The organism is Bartonella sp. P12B (assembly GCF_055796185.1).
Map to the genome: position 1 here is coordinate 16,497 of NZ_JBTTDI010000011.1, position 24,733 is coordinate 41,229.

At 42.2% G+C, this 24,733-nt stretch carries 21 protein-coding genes, 1 tRNA gene and 3 pseudogenes; 15 read left to right on the plus strand and 10 right to left on the minus strand.

The window, feature by feature from the left end:
* The 4 genes and pseudogenes from tolR to AC0QT1_RS06860 form a co-directional block, all read left to right on the plus strand.
* Positions 1–450 carry a protein TolR gene (tolR, locus tag AC0QT1_RS06845; RefSeq protein ID WP_473199717.1) on the plus strand — a complete coding sequence of 150 codons (450 nt, stop codon included), beginning with the start codon at positions 1–3 and terminating at the stop codon, positions 448–450.
* A gap of 75 nt (positions 451–525) precedes the next feature.
* Positions 526–1,905 (plus strand): cell envelope biogenesis protein TolA, encoded by a 1,380-nt coding sequence (locus AC0QT1_RS06850; protein ID WP_473201950.1) that lies wholly within the window; start codon positions 526–528, stop codon positions 1,903–1,905.
* Positions 1,906–1,948: 43 nt separating this feature from the next.
* Complete coding sequence (tolB, locus tag AC0QT1_RS06855; protein WP_473201959.1) at positions 1,949–3,271, plus strand: Tol-Pal system beta propeller repeat protein TolB; 1,323 nt, start codon at positions 1,949–1,951, stop codon at positions 3,269–3,271.
* Between the two features lie 179 nt (positions 3,272–3,450).
* Positions 3,451–3,689 (plus strand): annotated as a pseudogene (locus AC0QT1_RS06860) (integrase); the annotation flags it as partial.
* A 485-nt stretch (positions 3,690–4,174) separates the two neighbouring features.
* Here the strand turns inward: AC0QT1_RS06860 and AC0QT1_RS06865 are convergent.
* Complete coding sequence (locus tag AC0QT1_RS06865) at positions 4,175–4,921, minus strand: YebC/PmpR family DNA-binding transcriptional regulator (protein ID WP_473199715.1); 747 nt, start codon at positions 4,919–4,921, stop codon at positions 4,175–4,177.
* 388 nt (positions 4,922–5,309) lie between these two features.
* On the opposite strand from AC0QT1_RS06865, the gene AC0QT1_RS06870 reads away from it, so the two are divergent.
* The 7 genes and pseudogenes from AC0QT1_RS06870 to glmM all read left to right on the plus strand — a co-directional run bounded on the left by AC0QT1_RS06870 (position 5,310) and on the right by glmM (position 14,359).
* Positions 5,310–6,035 carry a DUF1013 domain-containing protein gene (locus AC0QT1_RS06870; RefSeq protein WP_473199714.1) on the plus strand — a complete coding sequence of 242 codons (726 nt, stop codon included), beginning with the start codon at positions 5,310–5,312 and terminating at the stop codon, positions 6,033–6,035.
* A 207-nt stretch (positions 6,036–6,242) separates the two neighbouring features.
* Positions 6,243–6,761, plus strand: a complete 519-nt coding sequence (pal, locus tag AC0QT1_RS06875) for a peptidoglycan-associated lipoprotein Pal (RefSeq protein WP_473201951.1) — start codon at positions 6,243–6,245, stop codon at positions 6,759–6,761.
* 27 nt (positions 6,762–6,788) lie between these two features.
* Entirely contained in the window at positions 6,789–8,633 is a 1,845-nt protein-coding gene (locus AC0QT1_RS06880) for a tol-pal system YbgF family protein (protein ID WP_473201952.1), read from the plus strand.
* Positions 8,608–9,048 (plus strand): annotated as a pseudogene (gene tilS / locus AC0QT1_RS06885) (tRNA lysidine(34) synthetase TilS); the annotation flags it as partial. The gene AC0QT1_RS06880 and the pseudogene tilS, both read left to right, overlap by 26 nt.
* Positions 9,049–9,213: 165 nt before the next feature.
* Positions 9,214–10,146, plus strand: a pseudogene (locus tag AC0QT1_RS06890) (PP-loop family protein); the annotation flags it as partial.
* A 117-nt stretch (positions 10,147–10,263) separates the two neighbouring features.
* Complete coding sequence (ftsH, locus tag AC0QT1_RS06895) at positions 10,264–12,462, plus strand: ATP-dependent zinc metalloprotease FtsH (protein ID WP_473199711.1); 2,199 nt, start codon at positions 10,264–10,266, stop codon at positions 12,460–12,462.
* Between the two features lie 517 nt (positions 12,463–12,979).
* Entirely contained in the window at positions 12,980–14,359 is a 1,380-nt protein-coding gene (gene glmM, locus AC0QT1_RS06900) for a phosphoglucosamine mutase (RefSeq protein ID WP_473201953.1), read from the plus strand.
* A 968-nt stretch (positions 14,360–15,327) separates the two neighbouring features.
* Here the strand turns inward: glmM and AC0QT1_RS06905 are convergent.
* A complete protein-coding gene (locus tag AC0QT1_RS06905; protein WP_473199709.1) occupies positions 15,328–15,771 on the minus strand; it encodes a hypothetical protein in 444 nt (147 codons plus the stop codon).
* A 3-nt stretch (positions 15,772–15,774) separates the two neighbouring features.
* Positions 15,775–16,101: an ElaB/YgaM/YqjD family protein gene (locus tag AC0QT1_RS06910; protein WP_473200005.1), complete on the minus strand. Its 327-nt coding sequence runs from the start codon at positions 16,099–16,101 to the stop codon at positions 15,775–15,777.
* Positions 16,102–16,749: 648 nt separating this feature from the next.
* On the opposite strand from AC0QT1_RS06910, the gene AC0QT1_RS06915 reads away from it, so the two are divergent.
* Together AC0QT1_RS06915 and AC0QT1_RS06920 are read left to right on the plus strand one after the other, a co-directional pair.
* Positions 16,750–17,607, plus strand: a complete 858-nt coding sequence (locus tag AC0QT1_RS06915) for a MotA/TolQ/ExbB proton channel family protein (RefSeq protein ID WP_473199708.1) — start codon at positions 16,750–16,752, stop codon at positions 17,605–17,607.
* Positions 17,604–18,104, plus strand: a complete 501-nt coding sequence (locus AC0QT1_RS06920) for a biopolymer transporter ExbD (RefSeq protein ID WP_473201954.1) — start codon at positions 17,604–17,606, stop codon at positions 18,102–18,104. The genes AC0QT1_RS06915 and AC0QT1_RS06920 overlap by 4 nt, the downstream gene beginning before the upstream one ends.
* Positions 18,105–18,232: 128 nt before the next feature.
* Here the strand turns inward: AC0QT1_RS06920 and AC0QT1_RS06925 are convergent, their stop codons facing one another.
* The 4 genes from AC0QT1_RS06925 to AC0QT1_RS06940 all read right to left on the minus strand — a co-directional run bounded on the left by AC0QT1_RS06925 (position 18,233) and on the right by AC0QT1_RS06940 (position 20,257).
* Positions 18,233–18,463: a hypothetical protein gene (locus tag AC0QT1_RS06925; RefSeq protein ID WP_473200034.1), complete on the minus strand. Its 231-nt coding sequence runs from the start codon at positions 18,461–18,463 to the stop codon at positions 18,233–18,235.
* On the minus strand, positions 18,426–18,680 hold the full coding sequence (locus AC0QT1_RS06930; RefSeq protein WP_473201955.1) for a dCTP deaminase/dUTPase family protein: 255 nt from the start codon (positions 18,678–18,680) through the stop codon (positions 18,426–18,428). Before AC0QT1_RS06930 ends, AC0QT1_RS06925 begins: the two co-directional genes overlap by 38 nt.
* A gap of 33 nt (positions 18,681–18,713) precedes the next feature.
* Complete coding sequence (gene dut, locus AC0QT1_RS06935) at positions 18,714–19,268, minus strand: dUTP diphosphatase (RefSeq protein ID WP_473200004.1); 555 nt, start codon at positions 19,266–19,268, stop codon at positions 18,714–18,716.
* Positions 19,269–19,432: 164 nt separating this feature from the next.
* Complete coding sequence (locus tag AC0QT1_RS06940) at positions 19,433–20,257, minus strand: VIT1/CCC1 transporter family protein (protein WP_473201956.1); 825 nt, start codon at positions 20,255–20,257, stop codon at positions 19,433–19,435.
* 233 nt (positions 20,258–20,490) lie between these two features.
* Here AC0QT1_RS06940 and AC0QT1_RS06945 point away from each other — a divergent pair, with 233 nt between their 5' ends.
* Complete coding sequence (locus tag AC0QT1_RS06945) at positions 20,491–20,724, plus strand: hypothetical protein (RefSeq protein ID WP_473201957.1); 234 nt, start codon at positions 20,491–20,493, stop codon at positions 20,722–20,724.
* Positions 20,725–21,046: 322 nt separating this feature from the next.
* Here AC0QT1_RS06945 and AC0QT1_RS06950 read toward each other — a convergent pair whose 3' ends face one another.
* The 3 genes from AC0QT1_RS06950 to AC0QT1_RS06960 form a co-directional block, all read right to left on the minus strand.
* Positions 21,047–21,583, minus strand: a complete 537-nt coding sequence (locus AC0QT1_RS06950; RefSeq protein ID WP_473201960.1) for a type II toxin-antitoxin system PemK/MazF family toxin — start codon at positions 21,581–21,583, stop codon at positions 21,047–21,049.
* 249 nt (positions 21,584–21,832) lie between these two features.
* Complete coding sequence (locus AC0QT1_RS06955; RefSeq protein WP_473201958.1) at positions 21,833–22,405, minus strand: disulfide bond formation protein B; 573 nt, start codon at positions 22,403–22,405, stop codon at positions 21,833–21,835.
* 12 nt (positions 22,406–22,417) lie between these two features.
* On the minus strand, positions 22,418–23,026 hold the full coding sequence (locus AC0QT1_RS06960; protein WP_473199702.1) for a YqaA family protein: 609 nt from the start codon (positions 23,024–23,026) through the stop codon (positions 22,418–22,420).
* A gap of 209 nt (positions 23,027–23,235) precedes the next feature.
* Here AC0QT1_RS06960 and AC0QT1_RS06965 point away from each other — a divergent pair.
* A tRNA-Leu gene (locus tag AC0QT1_RS06965) sits at positions 23,236–23,320 on the plus strand.
* Positions 23,321–24,733 lie beyond the last annotated feature (1,413 nt).

Consider the following 24,733-nt stretch of genomic DNA (forward strand, 5'->3'; position numbering starts at 1 on the left):
ATGGGAATTTCTGTTGCTTCTTCTCAAAAAAAGACACGCAGACGCCATCATTCGCATAGTCAATTGATGAGTGAGATTAATGTTACGCCCTTTGTTGATGTTATGCTGGTGCTGTTGATTATTTTTATGGTCTCTGCACCCCTTCTGGTTAACGGGGTGCCCCTTGATCTGCCTCATAGTCAAGCTGGGCCGGTGCAAATGCAAGACACCCCCCTTACGGTTTCATTGGATGCGCAAGGGCGCTTCGCCATTAATCAAGACTATTATGAAACAGCTGAAGCACTGATTGCACAACTCAAAGCAAAATTGGAGGACGAACCTGCTCAAAAGAATAAACGTCTTTTTGTCCGTGCCGCTAAAACGGTTGAATATCAACAAGTGTTAAAGTTGCTCGCCGATCTTCAAAGGGCAGGTTTTTCACAAGTGGCTTTGGCTAGTTTGGCACAATGAGATGATGAGGAACTGTTACACGTTGTCTGTAATGCAACAAACAGTCTTTAAAAATAAAAAACGCAAGGTAGGAAGATGAACAAAGACTCTTATCATAGTATGAAACGAGGCTTGGCTTTGTCCCTTGCAATCCATGTGATTTTGCTCAGTGGAGCGAGTGTTCATTTCATCAGTTTGGTCCCTTTGCCACAACAATTGGAAGCAATTCCGATTACCCTTGCGCCTTTAATGCAAGAGTTTTCCTCGCAACAAGGGGCTATCGATGCTCCTGTGCGGGCAATTCCAGCAATAAAACCAACAACCAAACCACAAGAAAAGGAAGAAGCACTTCATTTTGGAGAAGGACAACAAGATAGTCTTGCGCCTTTTAAACCAGATGAAAAACCACGTCTTGTTGAAACAACATCTCCACCAGCAGGAGAAGCGAGCGTGCCGGAAAAACCTTCACCAGAATTGATAGAACACGAATTCTCACAAACAAAAACAGAAGTATTGCCAAAAACAGAGCCCGCCCAAGAGGATTCGTCAAGAGTTATGCCTGAGGCGCCTGTGGAGATGCCTCAGGAGAATGAGCCAAGGGCTATACCTGAGGTGCCTGTGGAGATGCCTCAGGAGGAGGAGCCAAAGGCTATGCCTGAGGTGCCTGTGGAGATGCCTCAGGAGGATGAGCCAAAGGCTATGCCTGAGGCGCCTGTGGAGATGCCTCAGGAGGATGAGCCAAAGGCTATGCCTGAGGTGCCGGTGGAGATGCCTCAGGAGAATGAGCCAAAAGCTATGCCTGAGGCGCCTGTGGAGGTGCACAAAAATGAAAAGATAACCTTGCCACAAGAACCAGCTCCAGCAATACCCAAGGACTCTATAGAACAAACTGTAGATCGCCCAAAAACACCTCAAATTACGCTGCCAGATACATTTCCTCTTCCTCATTTTAAACCGAAGTCTGATGAAAAATCTGCTCCACACAATGTGAAAGAAGAGAAAAAGAAAAGTCATCAACGAAGGGAAAAATCCATTGAAGATATTTTGGCAATGGAAGAAAATAATCTGCTTAATCGTGTACGTACGCAAGGAGGGGGGGCAAAACGTTCCACGACACCAGAAGCTTTGGGGGCAAGAAAAAATATCAATGATATCACAAAAATGGCACAAACACTGGTCAGTATTGTTGGGGGATGTATTCAACAGAAACTTAAACTGGTGGCTCTTGGGGGTGATTTAAAAAACCGCCCAGTGGTGCGTTTGCGATTTTATCTAAATCGTGAAGGAATGGTTGTAGGAGATCCCATTATTGATCCGTTAAGTGGTGCACAAAGTCAGCAAGCCATTATGATAAGACAAGTGTATGCAGCCGTTTTTTCCTGTCAACCTTACGTAGATCTGCCCCGTGATCAATATGATTTGTGGGGGCAAGGGTTTGATTTTAATGTTGATCCCCTTCAAGAAATAACACAATGAAAGACAGAGAAGTTTTTCTCTTAACGAAAGGATAGATTCCATGATGACTATAACGAGACATAAATTTTTTTCTTGGTTTATTGTCACTTGTGGCTTGTGGCTTTCCAGTTTTTCATGCGCTTATGCACAATTGAAAGGCACTATTTCTAGTGCTGACTTTAACCCTATTCCTATTGCCATCGCAGATTTTATTTCTAACGATTCAATAGGGGGAAAAATAACTTCTGTGATTTCAGCCGATCTTGAACGCTCAGGGCTTTTTCACTCTCTTGAGAAGGAATCTTTTTTGGAAAAAATCTCCAATCCCTATAAGCAACCTCATTTTGCTGAGTGGAAAAAAATAAAAGCACAAGGTTTGGTCTCCGGACAGGTTATAAGAGAAACCGATGGGCGATTGAGAGTCGATTTTCGTTTGTGGGATGTCTTTGGGCAGCGGCAACTCAAAGGGCGGCGCTTTTATACGGCTTCAGAATATTGGCGGCGTGTTGCCCATATGATCGCCGATGAAATTTATAGCGAGATGACCGGTGAAAGTGGTTATTTTGATACAAGGATCGTTTTTATCGATGAGACAGGTCCTCAAAATGCACGGGTTAAACGCTTAACGATGATGGATCAAGATGGAGCAAATTTGCTCTATCTTTCTGATGGTCATGAGTTGATGCTTACACCGCGTTTTTCACCAAAACGGCAAGAAATTACCTATATGGCCTACAAGCGTAAGAAAGTGCCCCATGTTTATCTTCAACAAATTGAAACAGGACAAAATGAGTTAATCGGGGCCTTTGATAATATGACAATTGCTCCGCGCTTTTCTTCTGATGGACGGAAAGTTATCATGAGTTTGTTGCAAAATGATGGGAGTGCAAATCTTTACACTATGGATTTGCGGACACGCACAACAACGCGCCTTACAGACACTGCTGCTATCGATACATCAGCTTCTTATTCACCAGATGGGACAAAAATTGTCTTTTCGTCTGACCGCAGCGGAAAACCACAAATTTATACAATGAATGCGGATGGAAGCAATGTTCAGCGTATTTCCTCAAACGAGGGAAGCTATTCTACACCCATTTGGTCGCCGCGTGGTGATTATATTGCCTTTACAAAACAATTAAATGGACAATTCTCTATCGGGGTTATGCATCCGGATGGACAAGGAGAAAGAATTTTAACGACAGGTTTTCATAATGAAGGGCCAACTTGGGCTCCTAATGGTCGCGTTTTGATGTTCTTTCGTAAAAATCCAGGAATGGGACCTAAACTTTATACCATTGATATTACTGGACGCAATGAACGCCAAGTCCATACGCCCAATGATGCTTCTGATCCAGCATGGTCGCCATTGCTTAATCTACGATAACAATGTTCGCTTAATAAAGGCAACGCATTGATTTATAACGATAATTTATCGTTTTGCCTGTTGAATGAGACCTCCGAATATTGTAAGATTCTCACCTCCTTTCATTTTATATCAATCAAAATCATTTATTTGCTCGTCATAGCTGGCATGTGGGAAAAAACTCTAAAGAAAGGAGTAAAATGCCTCTTATGAATCGTCTGAATAGCAAGGGCTGTTGCAACAGTGGCGGCTGGTAAAACTTAAAGAGTATGAGGGTGCCGGTTTGCTCCTTCATAAGTGTAAAGATGGTGGTGCACAATAGCTTTACTGCTCTACCATTCACGGGCGGCATTGTGAAATGGGTTTGGGTGCTTTAAGAAATGTCTCTTTTAAAAAAGCTCGTCAATGTGCAATACAATGGCGTTCTGTTTTGCAAGACAAACAGTGTAAACGTTCATGAAACTCTGGGATCAGAATTGATGAGGCTGTTTAAGAGAGCAAGTGTGTTGTCTTGACAATGAATTTGTTGGGAAATGTTGTAAGTTTCATATTCACTCTGCCATGGACTGTCGATGAGAAGGGTGTTTGGAGGATAAAGCCAAGTTTTTTCTTAACAAAGAGTTTTTTTAATTGATAGAGAGCTTTTATGTGTTTTGGTGGCAATATTCGTTTTTATGAAAGGCTCTGCTTTTAAAGTGGGGCTTTGTATGTGTTGGGTAAAATGATAGGGAGGCTACACTTTGCGTGAAAGTTCAGTTCATTGTTCGCAAAAGTCTAAGTGAGGCTCTCAGAGCAAAGAGAGTGTGCACAACTCTCTTTGCGTGTGGGCATTTTTGTACATGAGCATTTTTGTGTGCGGGCATTTTGGTGTAGGGGCAGTGTTTGCGTGCCGGATGACCGCATAGAAATTCACCAGAGAGAAAATTAACCAGAGAGTTTTGCTAAAATCTCATCGCTGACATCGAAATTAGCATAAACATTTTGCACGTCATCATCTTCTTCTAATGTCGAGATAAGGCGTAACACTGATAAAGCTTTTTCTTCATCGATGGGTGCAAGGGTGGTGGCTTTCCAAATCGTTTTGATTGATTCTGCTTCACCAAGTTTTGCTTCAAGCATTTTAGAAACTTCACCAATATCTTCAAATGCGCAGGTAATATGGTGCTCCATTTCCTCTGATTGTACATCTTCAGCACCAGCTTCAATGGCGGCATCCATGATGCTGTCTGCTGTTCCTGCTTCGCGCTTATAGATGATTTCACCAATTCGATTAAACATGAAACTCACCGAACCTGTCTCCCCTAGAGCTCCACCCGATTTGGTGAAAGCAGCCCGCACGTTGGAAGCGGTGCGATTGCGGTTATCTGTTAAAGCTTCAACAATAACAGCAACACCCCCTGGACCATACCCTTCGTAGCGCACTTCATCATAATGTTCAACATCGCCTCCTGAAGCTTTCTTAATTGCACGTTCAATATTGTCTTTTGGCATCGATTGTGCCTTAGCATTCTGGACAGCAAGCCTTAAGCGTGGATTCATGGCTGGGTCTGGAGCACCTTGTTTGGCTGCAACGGTAATTTCACGTGCAAGCTTAGAAAATATTTTCGAGCGCATTGCATCTTGACGTCCTTTACGGTGCATAATATTTTTAAATTGTGAATGACCTGCCATAGTTTTCTTTCCAATTTGAGGGCTTTTTTCTAGTGAGGTTGGTTCAGGGAGATTATCCTTGAATTTAAGGCAATAAAATATATATCCTACCAGAATAAAGATGCCGCAACATAAGCTGAAATGTTCGAATAAATCCTTTATAAGAAAATTCGCTTTAAAGGTAAAGAGACTCTGTTAAGGATCATAAAAAGACAGATGTCTTGTCGTTCATTAAAAATCAGGTTATAACAGAGTATTTCATGGCAAAAGTGGTTTATTCCATGCCTCGCTTTCATTTAAGAGTGGGTAAAGAAAACCAATGTGTAAGAAAAAGATCTAGTGCTCCGCAAGGAGCGATAATCTGCCTCAAGAACTCCATAAAGAGGCGAAGTGAGAGGATATTATAGAGATGGCAACGCAACTTTTGATGCCCAAAGCAACAGCTGTTTGGCTGGTTGATAACACGGCTCTTTCTTTTGATCAGATTGCAGAATTTTGTAAATTGCATGTGTTAGAAGTGAAGGCTATTGCCGATGGTGAAGCGGCTCATGGTATTAAAGGTCTCAATCCCATTAATTCTGGGCAATTGACGCGCAGTGAAATTGCACGGGTGGAAGCTGATAAAAATGCGCGCTTAAAAATCTCCGAGTCTAGAGTGCGCATTCCAGAAAAAAAACGCAAAGGTGCGCGCTATATCCCTCTTTCTCGGCGACAAGATCGTCCAAATGGGATCTTATGGTTGGTGGTGAACCATCCCGAATTGAAAGATGCGCAAATTGCACGCTTGATTGGGACAACAAAGGGGACAATTGAACAAATTCGCCTTAGAACCCATTGGAATAGCGCTAATTTGGTTCCTCTCGATCCTGTAGGATTGGGGCTCTGTTCACAAATTGATTTGGATTTAGAACTCCATCGTGCCGCAAAAAATCGCCCTGTCTCAGCAGCAGAAGATCCCTCTTTGCTTCCAGCATCGGTAACAGAAAATGCTGCCATCAATCAAGGTCATGGGGACAATCAAGGGGAAGGATATGGAGACTATCATAGGGAAGAGGATCCTAACAAAAGTTTTGATGCCGATAAAGTTTTTGCAAAGCTCAATGCACTCAAGAAAAACCAGCAGGAAGACACGTAAACAAGAGGATGCGCAAAATTTAAGGGTGAGCATGGTTTTACATTCGTCTTGAAAGTCTGTGGGTGAAGAAAAACCGCAAAAATTAAAAAATGATAAGTGGTAAAAAATGAGAGAAAATTTCTTCTTCATTAGGAATTAATGATTATTCTTAAAGTGCTTTTGAAAGGAGATCTCTTTTCATTTTTATTCATTAAGGAGAATTAGTGTATGCGCTCTACCAAAAATATTAGCTTTCATCCCTTCGCTGCCCTCTTTTTGATTTCATTGGCGCTGGTTGGTTGTGGCAAAAGAAATGTCGGTGCCCCGAACAGTCTGAATAACCCTTATTTCAATGAAGCTGGTTTTAATCAAGCTCCTGCGGGTTCAGGACAGGAGTTTACCGTTAACGTTGGAGATCGCGTTTTCTTTAGTCTCGATTCTTCTTCAATTGAACCTGATGCTGAACGCATTTTAATGCGCCAAGCAGAATGGTTACTGCGTTATCCTTATCATGCTATTATGATTGAAGGCCATGCTGATGAACGTGGGACGCGTGAATATAATTTGGCACTGGGACAACGTCGTGCTGTTGCCGTGCGTGATTATTTGATTTCTCTTGGTGTGTCTGCGCAACGCATTCAAACAATTTCTTATGGAAAAGAAAGACCTGTTGCAGTGTGTGATGATATCTCCTGTTGGAACCAAAATCGTCGTGCTGTTACAACGCTTAATACCATGAACAATTAAAAATTAGATTCTTAAGGGGAGAAAATTATGTTGATATGTAGCAAAAGGAATTGGAAAACGGCTCTCTATATGTCCGTTTTTATCGCTTGTTCTGCTTCATCTGTTCAAAGTGCAGCGCGGTGGTTTTCCCAATATTCTAAAGAGGATTCTGCTACTGATGCGGTGAAGAAAGCTGGTACTGATGCTGCTGATAAGGCTATGGGTGCGGTAGAAAAGGTTGCGCCTGTTGCTGATAAAGCCGCGGATGCGGTGGAAAAGGCGGGTGCTGCTGTTGCTGATAAGGCTGCGGATGCGGTGAAGAAAGCTGATGCCGCTGCTGATAAGGCTATGGGTGCGGTGGAAAAGGCGGGTGCTGATGCTGCTGATAAAGCCGCGGATGCGGTGGAAAAGGCGGGTGCTGCTGTTGCTGATAAGGCTATGGATGCGGTGGAAAAGGCGGGTGCTGCTGTTGCTGATAAGGCTATGGGTGCGGTAGAAAAGGTTGCGCCTGTTGCTGATAAGGCTATGGGTGCGGTGGAAAAGGCTGCGCCTGTTGCTGATAAGGCTATGGATGCGATGGAAAAGGCTGCGCCTATTGCTGATAAAGCTATGGATGCGGTGAAGAAAGCTGGTGCTGATGCTGCTGATAAGGCGGTGGATGCGGTGGAAAAGGTTGGTGCTGTTGCCGATAAGGCTGCGGATGCGGTGAAGAAAGCTGATGCCGCTGCTGATAAGGCTATGGGTGCGGTGGAAAAGGCGGGTGCTGCTGTTGCTGATAAAGCCGCGGATGCGATGGAAAAGGCGGGTGCTGCTGTTGCCGATAAGGCTATGGGTGCGGTGGAAAAGGCTGCGCCTGTTGCTGATAAAGCCGCGGATGCGGTGGAAAAGGCGGATGCTGCTGTTGCTGATAAGGCTATGGGTGCGGTGGAAAAGGCTGCGCCTGTTGCTGATAAAGCTATGGATGCGGTGAAGAAAGCTGGTGCTGATGCTGCTGATAAGGCGGTGAATGCAAATGCTACTCCTTCTTTTCAGGGAATGATTCAAAGTCGAGAGTTTATTTTAGAAAATCAAAAGGCGCTGTTTAAGGATTATGATTTGGATAAACTCTTGCATAATATACGAATGGTGCTTGAGCATAACAGTTTGAAAAATGTTCAAAAGCAATTCCACCAGCTTTTTGATAAAGAAGGCTCTTCTGTGTATTCTTGTGCGTTTGAGAGCGCTGCTTTGGATGAAAACGTGCCGACTGTAAAAGAAGAAATGGTTCATAAAGGGAGTTCCACCACCACCAAAGATGTGCAGAGCAGTGTTGCTGATGGGGAGAGTCATGATCATAAAGACCCTTTACAGAAAATCTATGATCCTGTGAGAAAAATGGGTGAGCATCTGAAGGAAGTCCATAAAGATGCAAAGGAAACAGAGGATCGTTTACAGGAAAACCGTTTAGAGCAGAACCATCAAGAAGAAAAGGGTGTCGAATCACAGCAGGGTGAGGATTCCTCTCGTCTTTCTTCTAAAGCGTTGTATAAAAAAGGCTATGATTCTCTTCGTTCTGCTCACTATGTTGATGCTGAAAAGGTCTTTTGTGATTTTCAACAGCGTTATAAAAAAGATCCTTTGAGGGATGATGCTTTGTTCTGGTTAGCAGAAGCTTTGTTAGGACAAAAACGCTATCATGAAGCAGCCCAAACTTATCTCATCGCATGGCATAAAGATAAAAAGAAGCTCTATACTTCTGAAATTTTGTTGAAATTAGCATTGAGTATGGTGTCTCTTGACAAAAATGAAGAGGTTTGTGCCGTTGTAGCGAAAAAAGCAAATCATCATAAAACGTTAGAGTCTGTCTTTTGTAAACCTGTAAAAAGAAATGAGGTCGGTCACGGTGTGCATTAGCATAGCGGGAAATCTCTTTAAAACATCGGATTTTATCCAGTGTCAAAAGGTAATCCTTGCTGTCTCAGGAGGGAGTGATTCTCTCGCTTTACTGTTTTTAGTCAGAGACCATTTAAAAACGCTCTGTGTTGCTCCGGAAGTTATCGCTGTTACTGTTGATCATCAATTACGGAAAGAATCAGCTCGTGAAGCTTTAACCGTTGCAGAAATTTGCCGTACCCATCGCATTAAACATAGGATTGTGCGGTGGGAAGGCAAAAAACCAAAGACACAGATTGCGTCAAGTGCTCGTATTGCACGTTATAACCTCCTGTTTCAAGAAGCGCAAAAACAGGGTGCAGCCCTTATTATGACAGGGCATACGCTCAATGATCAGGTTGAAACCTATCAAATGCGCTCAAAACGTCTTCAGAAGGATATAGCGGAGTGGCAACAACCAGCTTTTGTTGATCGACAGGGTGGCGATTATGCGAGAGGATCTTCCGGTATTTTAGCAAGTGAAGCCTTTGATGACATGCGTGGTGGCATATTTTCTAGAGAAATTGGGGAAAAGTGTGCACAAAGGAGAGCCCTTATTGCTGATATTGCTGAAAAAAACGACGGATTGATGTCTGCGCGGGGGTTGTCTTGTATCCCACGTGAGGCATTGCTTTGTCGAGAAATACGCTTGATCCGTCCGCTCCTTGGTGTAAAGCGCGAAACTCTGCGTGCTTATTTGCGCCTCAAGGGCAAAGTTTGGATTGATGATCCAACCAATGAAGATCGCAATTTTGAACGCGTGCGTGTGCGTCAATCTCTTCAGCAGAAAAGACTCGCCGTGATTGTACAAAGGGTTCAGAATGCCGCACTTAAACGCCGTCAACAGGCAAGAATTGTTGCCGATCTCATTTTAGCTCTGGATATCGCTGTCGCCTATGGGCGTTGTTTTATTGCAAAGCCCGCGCCATTTTTACAACAACATCCAAGTTTTTCCTTTGTGGTGGGGCTCTTTGCCGTGTTGATGGGCGGGGGATTTTATTTGCTTCCTGCGCAAAAATTGATAATTCTTATGCAAAAACTCTGTTTCTCAGCATCAGAAAAGCAGCGCTTTACTTATGCTGGATCTGTCATTGAATATAACAGAAGTGGTATTGCTCTTTGGCGCGAATCCCGAAATATGAAAGAAGCCGTTGTGGAGCCTGGAAAAACTTCTCTATGGGATGGGCGCTATCAGATTACCAATCGTGGAGAAGATCCCATAAAGGTTGGAGCAGCAGATTTAAAACAGCTAAAATCTTTGTTGCAAAAAAGCAATATTGATCTTGAAAATCCCCATTTCCCCTCTTTACAATCATTGCCGATGCTCTCAAATGACAAAGGGTGCGATGTTCCAGAGTTGACTTCTCAAGTGCTTTTTCAACCAAATGTCAGCATCAAGCGGATTATGGCGCCCTTCAATTGGCTTTTATCCCGCGAAGATGCCCCTCTTGTCAATGTTGTGGAACCTTTTTTTAATCTTGAGGTGAAAAGATAAAGAAAAATCACTCTAAAAGACAATAAACATCTCCTCATACCTTGGCAAGGGACTTGCAAGGTTATATGTTAAAGGGGAATAATTTAAAATCTAGATTTGATTAAGTGTGAGCCGAATATGAATTCCAATTACCGCTCTCTCCTCATTTGGGGAGTTATTGCCTTAATTTTGATTGTGTTGTTTTCTCTCTATAATGGAGATAGCCAACGTTCTGGAGGAGGAGAGGTCTCTTATTCCGAATTTTTGAAAAAGGTTGAGAATAATGAACTGAAATCTGTAACCATTCAAGGGCAAAAGTTAACAGGACAAACCATCGAGCATAGAGTTGTTTCAACCTACGCTCCACGAGATCCAGGTTTGATCCAAAAATTGGAAAACAAAAATGTTAATGTCAAAGCTATTCCTGAGAGCTCCGGTAATAGTATTTTCCTCAATCTTCTCTTTTCCTTGTTGCCTGTGGTTATTATTGTTGGTGCGTGGGTCTTCTTTATGCGACAAATGCAAAATGGATCACGTGGGGCTATGGGATTTGGAAAATCAAAAGCAAAATTGCTCAATGAAGCGCAAGGGCGCGTGACCTTTCAAGATGTTGCTGGCGTTGAAGAAGCAAAGCAGGACCTTCAGGAAATTGTTGAATTTTTACGCGAACCACAAAAATTTCAACGTTTGGGCGGGCGTATCCCAAGGGGTGTCTTGCTTGTTGGTCCTCCAGGAACCGGTAAAACTTTGCTTGCGCGCTCTGTGGCAGGGGAAGCTAATGTGCCATTCTTTACTATTTCAGGATCCGATTTTGTCGAAATGTTCGTGGGGGTTGGTGCAAGCCGCGTGCGCGATATGTTCGAACAGGCGAAAAAAAATGCCCCCTGTATTATCTTTATCGATGAAATCGACGCCGTTGGACGCCATCGTGGTGCTGGATTGGGAGGCGGAAATGATGAACGCGAGCAAACTTTAAATCAGTTGCTTGTCGAAATGGATGGCTTTGAGCCCAATGAAAGCATTATTCTCATTGCTGCAACAAACCGTCCTGATGTACTCGACCCTGCTTTGTTAAGACCAGGGCGCTTTGATCGGCAAGTCGTTGTACCAAATCCGGATATTTCTGGGCGTGAACAGATCTTAAAAGTGCATGTGCGCAATGTCCCTTTAGCGCCTAATGTGGATCTGAAAGTTTTGGCAAGGGGAACACCAGGGTTTTCCGGGGCTGATTTGATGAACCTTGTCAATGAGGCTGCTCTCATGGCTGCTAGCCGTAATAAAAGAGTCGTCACTATGCAAGAGTTTGAAGATGCAAAAGATAAAGTGATGATGGGGGCTGAACGGCGCTCATCCGCGATGACACAAGAAGAAAAAGAACTTACAGCTTATCACGAAGCGGGGCATGCTATCGTGGCGCTTACCGTTCCTGTTGCTGATCCTGTTCATAAAGCAACAATCGTGCCAAGGGGAAGGGCTTTGGGAATGGTGATGCAATTGCCTGAAGGGGATCGCTATTCTATGAGTTATCGCTGGATGATTTCCCGTTTGGCTATCATGATGGGGGGACGCGTCGCTGAGGAATTAAAATTCGGAAAAGAAAATATTACTTCAGGTGCTTCCTCTGATATTGAACAAGCAACAAAATTAGCGCGGGCGATGATTACACGGTGGGGATTTTCTGATCTGCTTGGGAATGTTGCCTATGGTGATAATCAAGATGAAGTCTTTTTAGGCCATTCTGTGGCACGAACACAAAATGTCTCTGAGGAAACAGCACGCATGATTGATGCTGAAGTGCGTAAGCTTATTGATGATGCTTATAAAAGTGCGACAAAAATTCTGAAAGAAAAAAAGAAAGAATGGTTCGCTCTGGCACAAGGCTTGTTGGAATATGAAACTTTAACAGGAGCGGAAATTAAAGAAGTTATTGCTGGAAAACCTCCTTCACGAACACAAAAAGAGGAAGGCAACACTCCGCGTATTTCCTCTGTGCCTAAAACTGGAACAGTTAAAGAAGAGTCTCATAGGGCAACTGCATCAACAGCAGAGAAAACAAATGCTGATGAGAGCGATGCTGAGAGAAGTGATGCCGATAAAGGAAAAGGCGGAAAGGGCGGAAAAGCAGAGACAAAAGTTGCAGCGCAAATAGCAAAGTCTCCTCGTGTTCAAGCCGATGAGTCTGGAATTAAAGGGGCGCAACCTCGTGGGGCTGAGAAAAAAACACAAAACGCAAAAACTTCCACTAAAACAGCAAGTCGCTCGAAAAGCAAAATGAGCGCTGAAAAGATACCAAATGCTAAGGAGCGTGATAAAGGAGAGCCTTCTAACGACGCTTGAGTCACGATGTTTTGGAAAGAATATTAAGTAAAATTCTTTGACGAGGGCGCGGGTAGAACTTGCGCCTTCAAAGCATGTTTAAAAATTCTGTGATCAGAGCTGTTGTAGGGCTGTCGATTTACGGTGTGTGCGGAGAGATGTGTGTTTAGGAGGGTTGCGATCTTTGTGATTGGAAACATTCTCGCGTTTGGAGGATTGTAGGCTTGTGGTTTGTGTGGTGAGGGCCGGTGTTCTAGGGTGATTGCTTTTTTTAGAAAAAATTGTGTTTTTGTTTAAAGCGGGCACTTGGGTGAGGGGAGAGCATAAGATTGCTTGATGAGCATCTCAATGCAGCATTGGTGAAGTCTATGGGGTTGGTACTGGAAGCAGAGATTTGTTCTGGGCGTTTTGTGTGTGGTGTGATTTTTTGAAAATCTAAAAATGAAGAAATGCAAAGAATGTCATCACATGAGGGGTCGTGTATCAGCGGGGGTCTGTGAGCAATGCTGGGCAAGAAGTGTGTGTAAAGGAAAAAGGGATGGCACAAAAATATTTTGGAACTGATGGAATTCGGGGAAAAGCCAATTCTTTTCCCATGACAGCAGATTTTGCCATGAAAGTGGGAATGGCTGTGGGGGTATTGTTTCGCTCACAACATCAGTCGCGTCGTGTGGTGATTGGTAAGGATACGAGGTTATCTGGTTATATGTTGGAAAATGCTTTGGTTTCAGGGTTCACCGCTGCGGGAATGGAGGCCTTCTTGTTGGGGCCTGTGCCAACACCGGCGGTTGCTATGCTTTGTCGTTCTCTGCGGGCTGATCTTGGTGTGATGATCTCTGCTTCTCATAATCCCTTCTATGATAATGGAATTAAACTTTTTGGTCCTGATGGTTTTAAGCTTTCCGATGAGATGGAAGAAAAAATTGAGCAATTGATCGATACAGATCTTTCAAAATCCCTCGCTGGTTGTGCTGAAATTGGTTATGCGAAACGAGTCGAGGGCGATATTTATCGTTATATCGAATATGCAAAACGAACTTTGCCCCGTGATGTGCGTCTCGATGCTGTGCGTATCGTTGTCGATTGCGCAAATGGCGCTGCTTATAAAGCTGCTCCACGGGCTTTGTGGGAATTGGGAGCTGAGGTCTTTGCTATTAATGATACGCCAAATGGGACCAATATTAATCAAAAATGTGGATCAACCGATTTGACTTCTTTAAAAAAGAAGGTTCATGAAGTGCGGGCCGATGTGGGGATTGCTCTTGATGGTGATGGTGATCGTGTTTTGTTTGTCGATGAAAAAGCACAAACCATTGATGGAGATCAGCTGATCGCTGTGATTGCTGAACATTGGCATAAAACTGGGCGCTTACAGTGTAATGGTGTTGTCACAACAATTATGTCAAATCTTGGACTCGAGCGTTTCTTGAACAGCAAATGTTTGGATCTTGTGCGAACAAATGTTGGTGATCGTTATGTTGTCGAAGCAATGCGCGAAAGGGGATATAATGTCGGTGGTGAATCTTCTGGGCATATTGTGCTTAGTGATTTTGGCACAACTGGTGATGGGCTGGTGGCTGCTTTGCAAATCTTAGCTTGTATGCAAGAAAGCCAAACTCCCATAAGCCAATTGTGTAAACAGTTTGAGCCTGTGCCGCAAATCTTAAAAAATGTCGTGATTAAAAATAAAAATGTGTTGAAAAAAGAGCCGGTCAAAACGGCAATCGATCAAGCAACGCAACAGTTGGGAAAAGATGCACGATTGATCATCCGTGCTTCTGGAACAGAGCCGGTTATCCGCATTATGGCTGAAGGGGATGAACGAGAAGTTATAGAGGCTGTTGTTTCAGAAATGATGGATGTTATTGCACACCATGATGTGCTTTCAAAAGTCGAAGCTTCCCTTGTGAAGGCGTGAATCTCTTTATAAAATTTGTGCTACAATTAGGGAATGTTCTTGGCAAGTGACACCCTTGGTAAGCCAATATTTTTAGCAAAAAAAGAGGGTTGGCGCTTGTTTCTCAAAATGCGCTGGTGGTTTTCATGAGATTTAAAGGCAATCAATAAAAACAAGGTTGAAGAACGGGTTTGAAAACAGTCTCTTGAGAGAAAGAGGGATTTTGCAAAGGCATTGCGTAAAGAGAAGCTTCTGAAGCGGAACTTTATATGATGCTTGAAGGCAATCAATGAGAAGTTATAGAGGCTGTTGTGATATAGAGAGGGGTCGATGTTCACTCTTCATGAGAAGCTTTTAAAAGGGGTGGAGCAGAAAATTTAACTCTTGAGAGGCATTTAGCTCTTGTGAGAGATTTGATAAGGGGGATACGTTGAAAAATCAGCTTAAGCTTTTATAGGATTGTTGAGATTTTCCTTGACTATTTTCTTGTAGAAAATTCTTAAATTATTCACGCGTGGTTACGAGGGTATAAAGCATTTTACTGTTCAGAGAAAGGGATGCGGTTTTTTGTTTTTATAGGGCAAGATAAGGATAATTTATTTTTTGTAATTTGAGTGAGCCCCAAAATAGCGTAAGGATCTTTCCTTTTCAGTCTTTTTCTCGTGAGGCACACAAAATCATTCGGCTTTTACGTTGTAAGTGGGGGCGTGTGGGTAAAAACTTTTAAAAGCTATGAAATACCCATTCTGAACCGTTTTGATGGGAGAGTTTTTGCATCATTGGGGGGTAAGGAATGAGGGTGCTTGCTTGAAAAAGAGAAGGATGGTTGTGTTCAATGGTAATAAGGGGCGGGAAGGATGCATTCTTAGCAATGAATGTTGCACTAATATTGGTAAAGGGAATAAAAAGGTGTTTGAGAAATAAAAAGGTGTTTTCTCTCATTTGAGAGAAAACACCGGGGGGGGGATAGAAATGCACAATTGCACATCTTAATTTGAAAAGCGGTCTTTCTTATTCTTTTTCCACAGGAAATAAGTGGCAAGGCCAAGAAGCGGAACTCTCAATTTAGCAAAAGGGAGATGTTGGCTTAAAAGTGCAAGACTGGAAAGTGTTGTATCTGTCATAAGTTGATGGCGTTGCTCTTCTGATTTCTTTTGTTGTTCATAGCGCTGATAAGTTTTCAAAATGCGGCTAATAACGATCCCTAAACCCGCAAGAAAAAGCCAAATGAAAAACAGGGTACTGGCTGCTGCAAGCGGTGTCATAACCGAACATAAAGCAAGAAAACCAATAAGACAAAGAAAGAGCAACGACATAAATAAGGAAATGCCTAAAATACCGCCGCAAATTGCTTGAAGGCGTACTTGCTTGACGGTACTTTTGAGCCCGCCGCCAACAAGATGGTTTAAAAGTGGAGCGATAAACTTACGCATTGCTTAACGACGCAATAATTGAGAAAGAATAAAACCAATACCCGCTGCAAATAGAACGCTTTTATTCGGGTTTTTACGAACATATTGATTCACGGTTTGTTCAAAATCACCAATTTTCTCTTTTGCTTGAGAGAGAATGTCTTCACTGCTTCCTTTCGCTGCGTTATACAGTTGTTCGGCTTTGTCTTTGGCGGCACTCAATTTGTTTGCACCAAGATCTGCCAAGGATGAGGTGACTTCTGAAACGTCATTGCGTAACTTTTCTAAGTGTCCCTGTGGTTTTTTTTCTGTTGCCATTTTGTGATCCTCTGTTGTTTTGTTGTTTGCCATGATGCTCATTCCCTCTGTTGATTCATCATTATTCAGTTTTTGTGTGTTCATAGTGATCATTTGCTTTGGAGTAAAAATTTTCACTGCTTTTGTAACGTCGAACCGATTTTTTAGTTCCATTTGTCGTGTCATTTAAAAGCGTTTTGTATAGAATAAATTTTGCTTGCTTAGAAAAGCAGCTCTACCCGTGAAATCTTTAGAGAAAAATTCATGGCGGCGTGTTGCATGTGGTCGTGCCATTCTGGCAATCATTGGAGCAATGGTCAAAATCTCTTGAAGGCTGCTCTCTTTCTGCTTATGAAAAAAATATTTATAATATTTTCTTGCTACAGATGTTGTTTCACTTGTTGTAAGAAAAGTTCATCTGTTCAAGCGAGAAGAGCCATTTGCCTCTTCAAGTATTATTGCGCAATAAACTTATTTTTTAGATAAATTTATGTTAATTTGTAGCAAGAAAAATTTCTTGCAATAGTCCTCTTGAAAGAGTTGTTGTCTGAAATAAAACTATACTTGATTTATCAAGTTTTGTTTTTTAGAGTAAAAGCAGAGTGATATTAAAAGGGACGTGGCATTGTGGAAGGGTGGTGCTGCGGGGGGTGATGCCACAGCTGTAAGATTAAGTGAAATCCATAAGGATGTGAGAGAGAAATGGAATCTGAAACAGTCCCCTTAGAGAGTTCGTCTGCTTTGTTTGTCGTCCATGATCTTTCCCCTTTTTCTATGTTTATGGCGGCTGATTTTGTTGTAAAAACCGTTATTGTTCTTTTGTTGTTGGCATCTCTTGCCTCTTGGACCATTGCTTTTGTCAAAATTGTTGAGATCTCTTTGGCAAAACGAAGAGTGCGTCATGAACTTCAATTGATTCTTAATGCGCAAACTCTCACGCGTTTGGCTGCAAGCTTAAAAGAAAGCAAAGGCGCCGGTGTGGTCTTCCTTAAGGAAGTTCTGAAAGAAGTGTATCTTTCTACACAACAGGTTCGTTTTACCGGCTCTGAAGGGCTTGGCTCTGGTGAAAGAGCTCATGTAAGGCAAGAAGCGCCCGTTGCGTATGAAGAGCTCTTTTTCTCTGAGGACATTGATCGCTATAGTGAAGATGTACGCGGGATGAATGAGGGCGTAAAGGAAAGAGTTCATTCGATTTTGTCACGCTGCTTGTTGGCGGCAACGAGGCGTGTTGCATGTGGAAGTGCCGTTCTGGCAACGATTGGGGCAATTGCTCCCTTTGTTGGTCTTTTCGCAACTGTTTGGGGAATCATGAATTCTTTTATCGGGATTGCTCAGTCTCAAACCACACGGCTCGATGTCGTTGCTCCTGGAATTGCTGAAGCCCTCTTAGCAACAGCTATCGGGCTTTTTGTGGCTATTCCAGCCGTGGTTATGTATAATAGCCTTATGCGTGCTTTGAGTGGTTATCGCAATGATTTGGGCGATATCGCCGCTGCTCTTGAAAGGCTCTTGAGCCGTGAACTTGATAGACATCGTCAACAGAAAAGTCATAAAAAATGAAAGCGGGTTTTAATGAGAATTGGGAAACCGATGAGTGCGGGTTGCACAACGAGATTAATGTAACTCCTTTTATTGATGTTGTGCTGGTGCTACTAATTGTTTTTATGGTTGCGGCACCTTTGGCAACATCTGTTATTCCGGTTCAACTTCCCTCTATAACGCAAGCACCCTCGGTGGTGCAACCCGATGAGCCTCTTTATGTCACTTTGCAAAAAGACCGATCTCTTTATGTGGGTAATAACCTTATTAGCCAAACAGCATTTACAGAAACTTTGTTGAAGGAAACAAAGCAAAATCGAGAGACAAAGATCTTGATCAAAGCCGATAGTGAAATCGATTATGGAGCTGTGGTCGATTTGCTTAATCAAATACGGATTGCTGGCTATACTAAAGTTGGGCTTATGGGATTGCAAAAATCTTCCAATGGTGCGGCACAAGAGGCAAAAGGAGGGGAAGTAAGTAAGACAGGAGCAGGGGCTTCTGATACGGGGGGGTGAACACATGACAGATAATGCGAGAGCGGTGGTCACAAGTGATAGGGTAAATACGAACAGTTCTGTGATGGAAACAGTTCCTTCTGTAAAGTAAAAAACTGCTGATAAGAGCAAGGTGTGCGGCTTGTTTCTTAAGGGCGTGCTCTCTTGCAATGCAAAAAACGGTTTCTTTCCAATGAAGGCTGTTTAAATTTGCCCCGTTGAACCAAAATCATCCGCTCCTCTGCTTGTGGTGCTTTGATTTGCTGTATTGTTTTGGGCATTTGCTTTTTCGGTTTCAATTCGTAAACATCACTTTGCACGACTTTAAGTGCATGAATATTACTACCTTGAACAACCGGTGCGATATACCGTTTGTGCAATGCCCATGCTACACTGGAGGGAGAAGTCTCCTTGCTCTAGACTGATGAGGAGAACTTTTACTTCACCACGGTAATCACTGTCAATTGTTCCAGGTGTGTTTAAGCATGGGGTGGCATGCTTTAAGGTTAAACCAGAGCGTGGATGTTCTTTGGGCTCTAAAATCAGGTGTGACGAGTGGAAGAGGAGATTCCTTGGAATAAGGGTGCGTTCTCGCAATGCAAAAAACGGTTGCTCCCCAAGGAAGGCTGTTTAAATTTGCCCCGTTGAACCAAAACCACCTGCTCCTCTGCTTGTGGTGCTTTGGTGTGCTGTATTGTTTTGGGCATTTGCTTTTTCGGTTTCAATTTCGCAAACATTAACCTGTACAACCGGCGCAATGATCGTTTGTGCAATGCGCATGCCTCGCTGGATGGAGAAGTCTTCTTGCCCTAAGTTGATGAGGAGAACTTTTACTTCACCACGGTAATCACTGTCAATTGTTCCAGGTGTGTTTAAGCATGTGATGCCGTGCTTTAAGGCTAAACCAGAGCGCGGACGTATCTGGGCTTCAAAACCAGGCTGAAGGTGGAAGATAAGACCCGTTGGAATAAGAGCTCGCTGCCCTGGTGCAAGAACCACCGTTTCTTCTTCACCAAGAGCTGCGCGTAAATCAAGACCAGCAGAGCCCGCTGTGGCATAGCAGGGAAGCTCTAAATCTTGCCCATGCTCAAGACGTTGGACCGATAAGCTGATTTGTGGTGAAGCAGGAGGAACTCTCTTCGATGCAGAGGGACTCTTGTGGGTGTTCAGGGGCACGGAAGGCATAGGTAGATGAGGCATTTCCAAAAAGGTATCTCCAAAGTGTAAAAAATAAACACAATTGTAACAAAAGATTTCTTATGAGACAAGCAGCGAAAAACCTATAGATGGGGCAATAGTTTTCGCTGCTTGTTTTAGGTGGTAAATGCTCGTTTTCCATGCTGTTTATTTTAAATGCTGCCAATGAAGATGCCTGTTGCAAAAACAAGAGCGCCGCCAATGATAACCTGTAATGATGCACGCCAAAAAGGTGTCGACATAAATCTATTCTGAATCCAGACTATCGCCCAGAGTTCGAAAAAAACAATGATAAATGCAATAATTGTCGCTATATAAAAAGAGTTGATCAAATAAGGAAGCGTATGACCTAATCCCCCAAGGGTTGTCATAATGCCGCTTGCAAGACCTCTTTTAAGGGGAGAACCGCGACCCGATAATTTGCCATCATCATGGACGGCTTCTGTGAAACCCATTGAAAGACCCGCACCAATTGAAGCAGAAAGCCCGATCAAAAAGGTTTGATGCGTATCACCCGTGGCAAAAGCAGCTGCAAAAATAGGGGCAAGAGTAGAAACAGAGCCATCCATTAAACCGGCTAGTCCAGGTTGAATCCAGGTCAGAAGCATTTGTCTATGCGTTTTTGATGGTTTCTTCGTCTCTTTTTTCGTGGTGCTCTTTTGAACAGCTGCTCTTTGAGGCACTGCTTGCGTATGTTTGTTTGTTACAAGAGCAGGGTGATCACATAAGGAACCGACTGCTCTAGCACGATTGCTACAAGAAAGACAAAGAAGTTGCTTATAATTCTCAAGCTCGTGTATGCCCATTGCTCTAAAAATTGCTGCTTGCTCAGAAGAATGAGGTTTGAGAGCGTTTGCATATTTTAAATAGAGATCTGCACGGTGCTTTTTTGCTTTGAGCGCTTGAATCATCATTTTTTGTGCTGAACGAAAGGACAGAGCTTTGCGTTGTACAAATGAAAAAAACGATCTCAACATTTTCTGGTCCTTTGCACTTTAGAATAGTTCTAAGATATAGGATAAAAAAAACCAAAGTCAATCTAAAATTTAAAAATTGCTGAAAGACAGTGTTGAGAAAAGAAAAGCGTCGGTGCGTAAAGAGAAAAAAATAAGGGTTTAAAAAGAAGATAAAAGAAGCTGATAAAAAATTGTCAGTGAGAAGATTAAGGCAAAATCCAGCAAGTTTGTCGAGGAATGATTCTAGGGGGACTATGCTTAGAAGGGCTCTTAGGGTTTGTGGGCTTTTGGGAAGGATTGCTGAAGGATTTTGTGCACACAGCATAAAGGATATGCTAAGAGAGTTGTCAGGGAATATAAGGTTTGGCAGGAGGATAAGAGGAGAGGTATTGTACAAAAAACACGAAAAGATAAAGATAGAGTATAGAGATTTTTTATCAAGGCTTAAGAAAGCCCTTTTCGCTCAGTGTGAGAAGAAAATAATCTGAAAAATTTTGATTCAACGGCTTGGGGATGATTGCTCGTCTTTAAGGTATCAATTCTTTAAACAGAAATTGTCACTGTTCTTAAATGAAAAACAAAAGACGAGGCGGTAGATGCATCTTAAAAGTGTCTCAAATAAAATTTTGCAAGAGACTCTTCAGAACGCCTTAAAGGAAGGTTTAGAACAATGTCTTACTGGAAAAAAGAGCCTTAAATGACGAAAGGAGCGGTTGCCCACTCCTCCGTTCCTATCTCCCCTTGCGGGGAAGCGGCCACCATTACTGATGCCGTATATGTTGGTACATATACGCTCATTTTTCTTAAAAGTCAATGGTGTAAATGCGGTAAATGTTTGAGCATCAGAGCTATAACTTTATGAAACTCTTCGCTGGATAACCTTGTAACCGTGTGTGAGCAACTTAAACGGCTTACGGAAACTGTCGTGATATAATTACAGATAATCCACGCTTTTTTATTCTCTATGGGAGATTGGAGTGGATAAGCCGCAGGATTATTAGGTTGTGATTTCGTCGAAAAAGGTAAAACTGTCACATTTCCATATAATCTTGCATTCTTAGAAAGCACTAAAACAGGTCGTTTTTTCCAAAATTCAGGAAGGATCGAATCATGAGGAAAATCACACCAAAAAACTTGCCTAATGCGGGGCGCCGATTTGATGCGGGGTTTTATATGAGGAGGTTTTGTGTAAGGAGCATTTAAATCTCCGGCTCTTGTAGGCTCACATCGATGTTCACACCATGCATCATGATCATGTTCCATCATAACACATGGTTCTTCAAGGTGGTTTATATCTAAGGAAATAGGGGATAGGGGAGAAGGTGCTGTGTTCTTATCCTCAGCCATGGCAGACCATTCATGTTGATGGGTCCCCTCACTCAATTGTTTTATAGCTTTTCCATCGCGGGTTTGTATCAAAATGTTGTTTATAAGTATAGAGAGCTCTGACAAGAAAATGGATATTTCTGCTTATTTCTGTCTTTTAATGCGAGGAGTGGCGAACGATGTTGGTGTTATGGGATAAGGGTAGGGTGCTGGAATGCTTGAAACCAGAGGGCTGTGCGGGATGTGGGCGGTTTTATGTTTCTTTTACGGTTAAAGTTTTTTTTCATCTGAAAGCAGCCCTTTTGAAGCAATGTAAAGGCTGGAAAGCATGTAAATGAGGCTGGCAACAACATTCCAACCGGCAAATGAGAGAAAAAGAAAGCGCATGGATGCTTCAGAGCAAGAAGGAGGATGGATATTGTTCAATTGATTGAACAGTTGGTTAACATCTGTAGTATGCCTTATGGTACTTATACTGCAATGAGCAGGTCCTAGCCAAAAACCATATTCAACACCCGTATGATATACCGCTAAAACAAAGCTGATGGTCATTAAGATAAAAACACATAAAAATAAAAATTGTATCCAGGAAGATGCGCGAAAAAAACATACCCCCAAAATTGCTAAAAGCAAAAATGGTAGAGCACTATAATAGGGAAGACGTTCAATCAGGCATAAATCGCAAGGAAGATACCCGCCAATATATTCAAAACCAAGCGCTAAACCTATCGTAGCAGAGACGCAAAACGCGAGAAAAAAAGCCCATAAACTTAGCTCTCTTTTGCTTGGTTCAACATGAAGGTGCTGGTGCAAAATATGTTGAAGAGAAAAAATACGCGCCATTCAGCATACCCCTTAAGATAAAAGCTGTTTGTTGACAAAAACGAGAAAAATTCCATACACAACGAGCAGGGTAACACAACCAATCAGGATAATCCATTTGAAATGACGCGAAAAAAAATCCATTGCTTGTTGTCCAAAACGCTGAATGAGCCAAGCAAGGAGATAAAAACGTGCACCCCTAGCAAAAATACAGGTGAGAATGAAAATTTCAAGATGCACACCCATAACACCGGCCAAAATCGTGACAATCTTAATAGGAGGAAGGTGTAAAAAACCTGAAGTGATCAGTAAAATGATGAGAAATTGCAGGGTTGCATTGTCTTTTAATGTTTGAAAACTTTCAACTTTACCGTAAAATTCTAAAATCGGTTTGGCGAGGGTGTCATAGGCAAAATGCCCAATGAACCAACCAGCTATTCCTCCAAAAACTGAACAGAGAGTGGCAATAAGGGCATAGCGGTAAACCCGTTTAGGGTGAACAAGGCCCATCGGAATGTACAAAACATCGACCGGTATGGGAAAAACAGAACTCTCAATAAAGGCAATGAACCCAAGCCAATGCGGTGCTGTACGCCGATTTGCTAAAGAAATCGTCCAAAGCTTTAATCTGTTCAATATCATAAGGCTTTTCATATCTCTTAGAAGTAAAGACTTTACAAATGATCCTCCAAAAATAAAATGCGGTGAAAAGCTAAATCAAGGAACGGGATAAAATAAGACGAATTCTTAAAAAAACAGAAGTCTAGTGTTGACGAATCTGTTCTTCTTCATATAGTGCAGAAGAATAAAGGGTGACTCTGCCCTTTATGAGGTCGTATTTATGACAATGTGCGGGTGTGGTGGAACTGGTAGACGCGCCAGACTCAAAATCTGGTTCCGAGAGGAGTGTCGGTTCGAGTCCGACCACCCGCACCACTCTCTGTAGGCTTCGCCTCTCACGCTTTCTTCCCAGTGTTCTCCTCTTAGTCTTCTATAATGTGTTCCCGCGCTCTATCGTGTTCTTCACAGCCGTGATATAAGGTGTCTTCATACCGATAAAATATCACTCTGTTTGAGTGCAGTTTCTTTTGCATTAAAAAAACAACTTAATTGTCAATTTGAACGAGATATTCAGGAGAAGGCTGATCCAGTTTTTCTCTCACGTGAAGCCTATAGCATAAAAGCCCTTAAACACTGCCTCTTTACGCTTATGAAGGTACAAGCTGACCCCATCCTTATATTTACCAGCCCCCCAACCTTGCAACGGTCCTTGCTCTTCAGATGATTCATAAGAGGCATTTTTACTCCTTTCTTCTCTATTTTTTATCCATACGTTAATCCCATTTGTAATGTGTAAGGGGATGGTTTTGATTGATTCAACATAAGCAGACTTGAAATGAGAGAATCTTAGAATATTCAAGGCTCTCATTCAACATGCAAAACGATAAATTATCATTATAAATCAATATATTGCCTATTGTAGAATTAACAGAAACCTCTCTTGAAAAAGTTTCAGTTCATGAAAGAGGGGGGATGAAAATATTTCATCCCTGAAGGGGAAGAGAAGAAAAATCATAAAATTGAAAAAGCTATAGCCTTGTGTAAGATTGTTACGGACATTCCTATCCTCTTGTGTAGTGAAGCTATGAGTGAAGCGAAAGTACACCAAGAGAACTTGCTAGGAGATTTTTCACTAAGTGAAAAATGGTGGAAAGGGATGAGATGAGAGAGGAATTGGTGGTAATTTATTGTCTTTATTCATATTTTTTACCATTAAAGGCGTGTTTTGCCAAAATGAATGTTGATACCTGAAAATAGAAAAAAGGGCAAAAATTAAAATTTTGCATGAATGCATAAAAAAGGAAAAGGCTTTGAAAATTTTTAAAAAGTTTGTGAAAGGCTAGAAAGCCGCCTTTGAAAACCCTCTGAAAAAATAAAAAAAATCTTTGAAAAAATTGCTGCAAAGTCGCGTGTCAAATTCAGCAAAATCCAGTGGCAAGCTATCGCTAAAAGTTTTTTTTGAAACAGTTATGAAAAATGGGGGAATCTTTGTCGATTCATTCTTTTTATGATTTTGATTCATGGTCACGAGTATGGAAAGCAGAGATAAACTTTGTACATTTTGAAATTTATAAAATTGCTTTTACTGATTTATGAGGCGTTTTTACACCCGAGATATTCCATAAAAATGAATTTAAAAAAATAACAATATGCTCCTTTTTATCCATCTCCTTCGTTGCAAATAAGCCAGAGCTTGACAAAATTTCAAATCACAGTTTCTTTATTTCAAGCGTTCAAGCGTTCAAGCGTTCAAGCGTTCAAGCGTTCAAGCGTTCAAGCGTTCAAGCG

What these genes read in the sequence shown, in the direction of transcription:
- tolR (WP_473199717.1), top strand. Translation starts at nt 1, where the DNA reads ATGGGAATTTCTGTTGCTTCTTCTCAAAAAAAGACACGCAGACGCCAT.
- AC0QT1_RS06850 (WP_473201950.1), top strand. Translation starts at nt 526, where the DNA reads ATGAACAAAGACTCTTATCATAGTATGAAACGAGGCTTGGCTTTGTCC.
- tolB (WP_473201959.1), top strand. Translation starts at nt 1,949, where the DNA reads ATGACTATAACGAGACATAAATTTTTTTCTTGGTTTATTGTCACTTGT.
- AC0QT1_RS06865 (WP_473199715.1), bottom strand. Translation starts at nt 4,921, where the DNA reads ATGGCAGGTCATTCACAATTTAAAAATATTATGCACCGTAAAGGACGT.
- AC0QT1_RS06870 (WP_473199714.1), top strand. Translation starts at nt 5,310, where the DNA reads ATGGCAACGCAACTTTTGATGCCCAAAGCAACAGCTGTTTGGCTGGTT.
- pal (WP_473201951.1), top strand. Translation starts at nt 6,243, where the DNA reads ATGCGCTCTACCAAAAATATTAGCTTTCATCCCTTCGCTGCCCTCTTT.
- AC0QT1_RS06880 (WP_473201952.1), top strand. Translation starts at nt 6,789, where the DNA reads ATGTTGATATGTAGCAAAAGGAATTGGAAAACGGCTCTCTATATGTCC.
- ftsH (WP_473199711.1), top strand. Translation starts at nt 10,264, where the DNA reads ATGAATTCCAATTACCGCTCTCTCCTCATTTGGGGAGTTATTGCCTTA.
- glmM (WP_473201953.1), top strand. Translation starts at nt 12,980, where the DNA reads ATGGCACAAAAATATTTTGGAACTGATGGAATTCGGGGAAAAGCCAAT.
- AC0QT1_RS06905 (WP_473199709.1), bottom strand. Translation starts at nt 15,771, where the DNA reads ATGCGTAAGTTTATCGCTCCACTTTTAAACCATCTTGTTGGCGGCGGG.
- AC0QT1_RS06910 (WP_473200005.1), bottom strand. Translation starts at nt 16,101, where the DNA reads ATGGCAAACAACAAAACAACAGAGGATCACAAAATGGCAACAGAAAAA.
- AC0QT1_RS06915 (WP_473199708.1), top strand. Translation starts at nt 16,750, where the DNA reads ATGGAATCTGAAACAGTCCCCTTAGAGAGTTCGTCTGCTTTGTTTGTC.
- AC0QT1_RS06920 (WP_473201954.1), top strand. Translation starts at nt 17,604, where the DNA reads ATGAAAGCGGGTTTTAATGAGAATTGGGAAACCGATGAGTGCGGGTTG.
- dut (WP_473200004.1), bottom strand. Translation starts at nt 19,268, where the DNA reads ATGCCTTCCGTGCCCCTGAACACCCACAAGAGTCCCTCTGCATCGAAG.
- AC0QT1_RS06940 (WP_473201956.1), bottom strand. Translation starts at nt 20,257, where the DNA reads ATGTTGAGATCGTTTTTTTCATTTGTACAACGCAAAGCTCTGTCCTTT.
- AC0QT1_RS06945 (WP_473201957.1), top strand. Translation starts at nt 20,491, where the DNA reads ATGCTTAGAAGGGCTCTTAGGGTTTGTGGGCTTTTGGGAAGGATTGCT.
- AC0QT1_RS06950 (WP_473201960.1), bottom strand. Translation starts at nt 21,583, where the DNA reads ATGGCTGAGGATAAGAACACAGCACCTTCTCCCCTATCCCCTATTTCC.
- AC0QT1_RS06955 (WP_473201958.1), bottom strand. Translation starts at nt 22,405, where the DNA reads ATGGCGCGTATTTTTTCTCTTCAACATATTTTGCACCAGCACCTTCAT.
- AC0QT1_RS06960 (WP_473199702.1), bottom strand. Translation starts at nt 23,026, where the DNA reads ATGATATTGAACAGATTAAAGCTTTGGACGATTTCTTTAGCAAATCGG.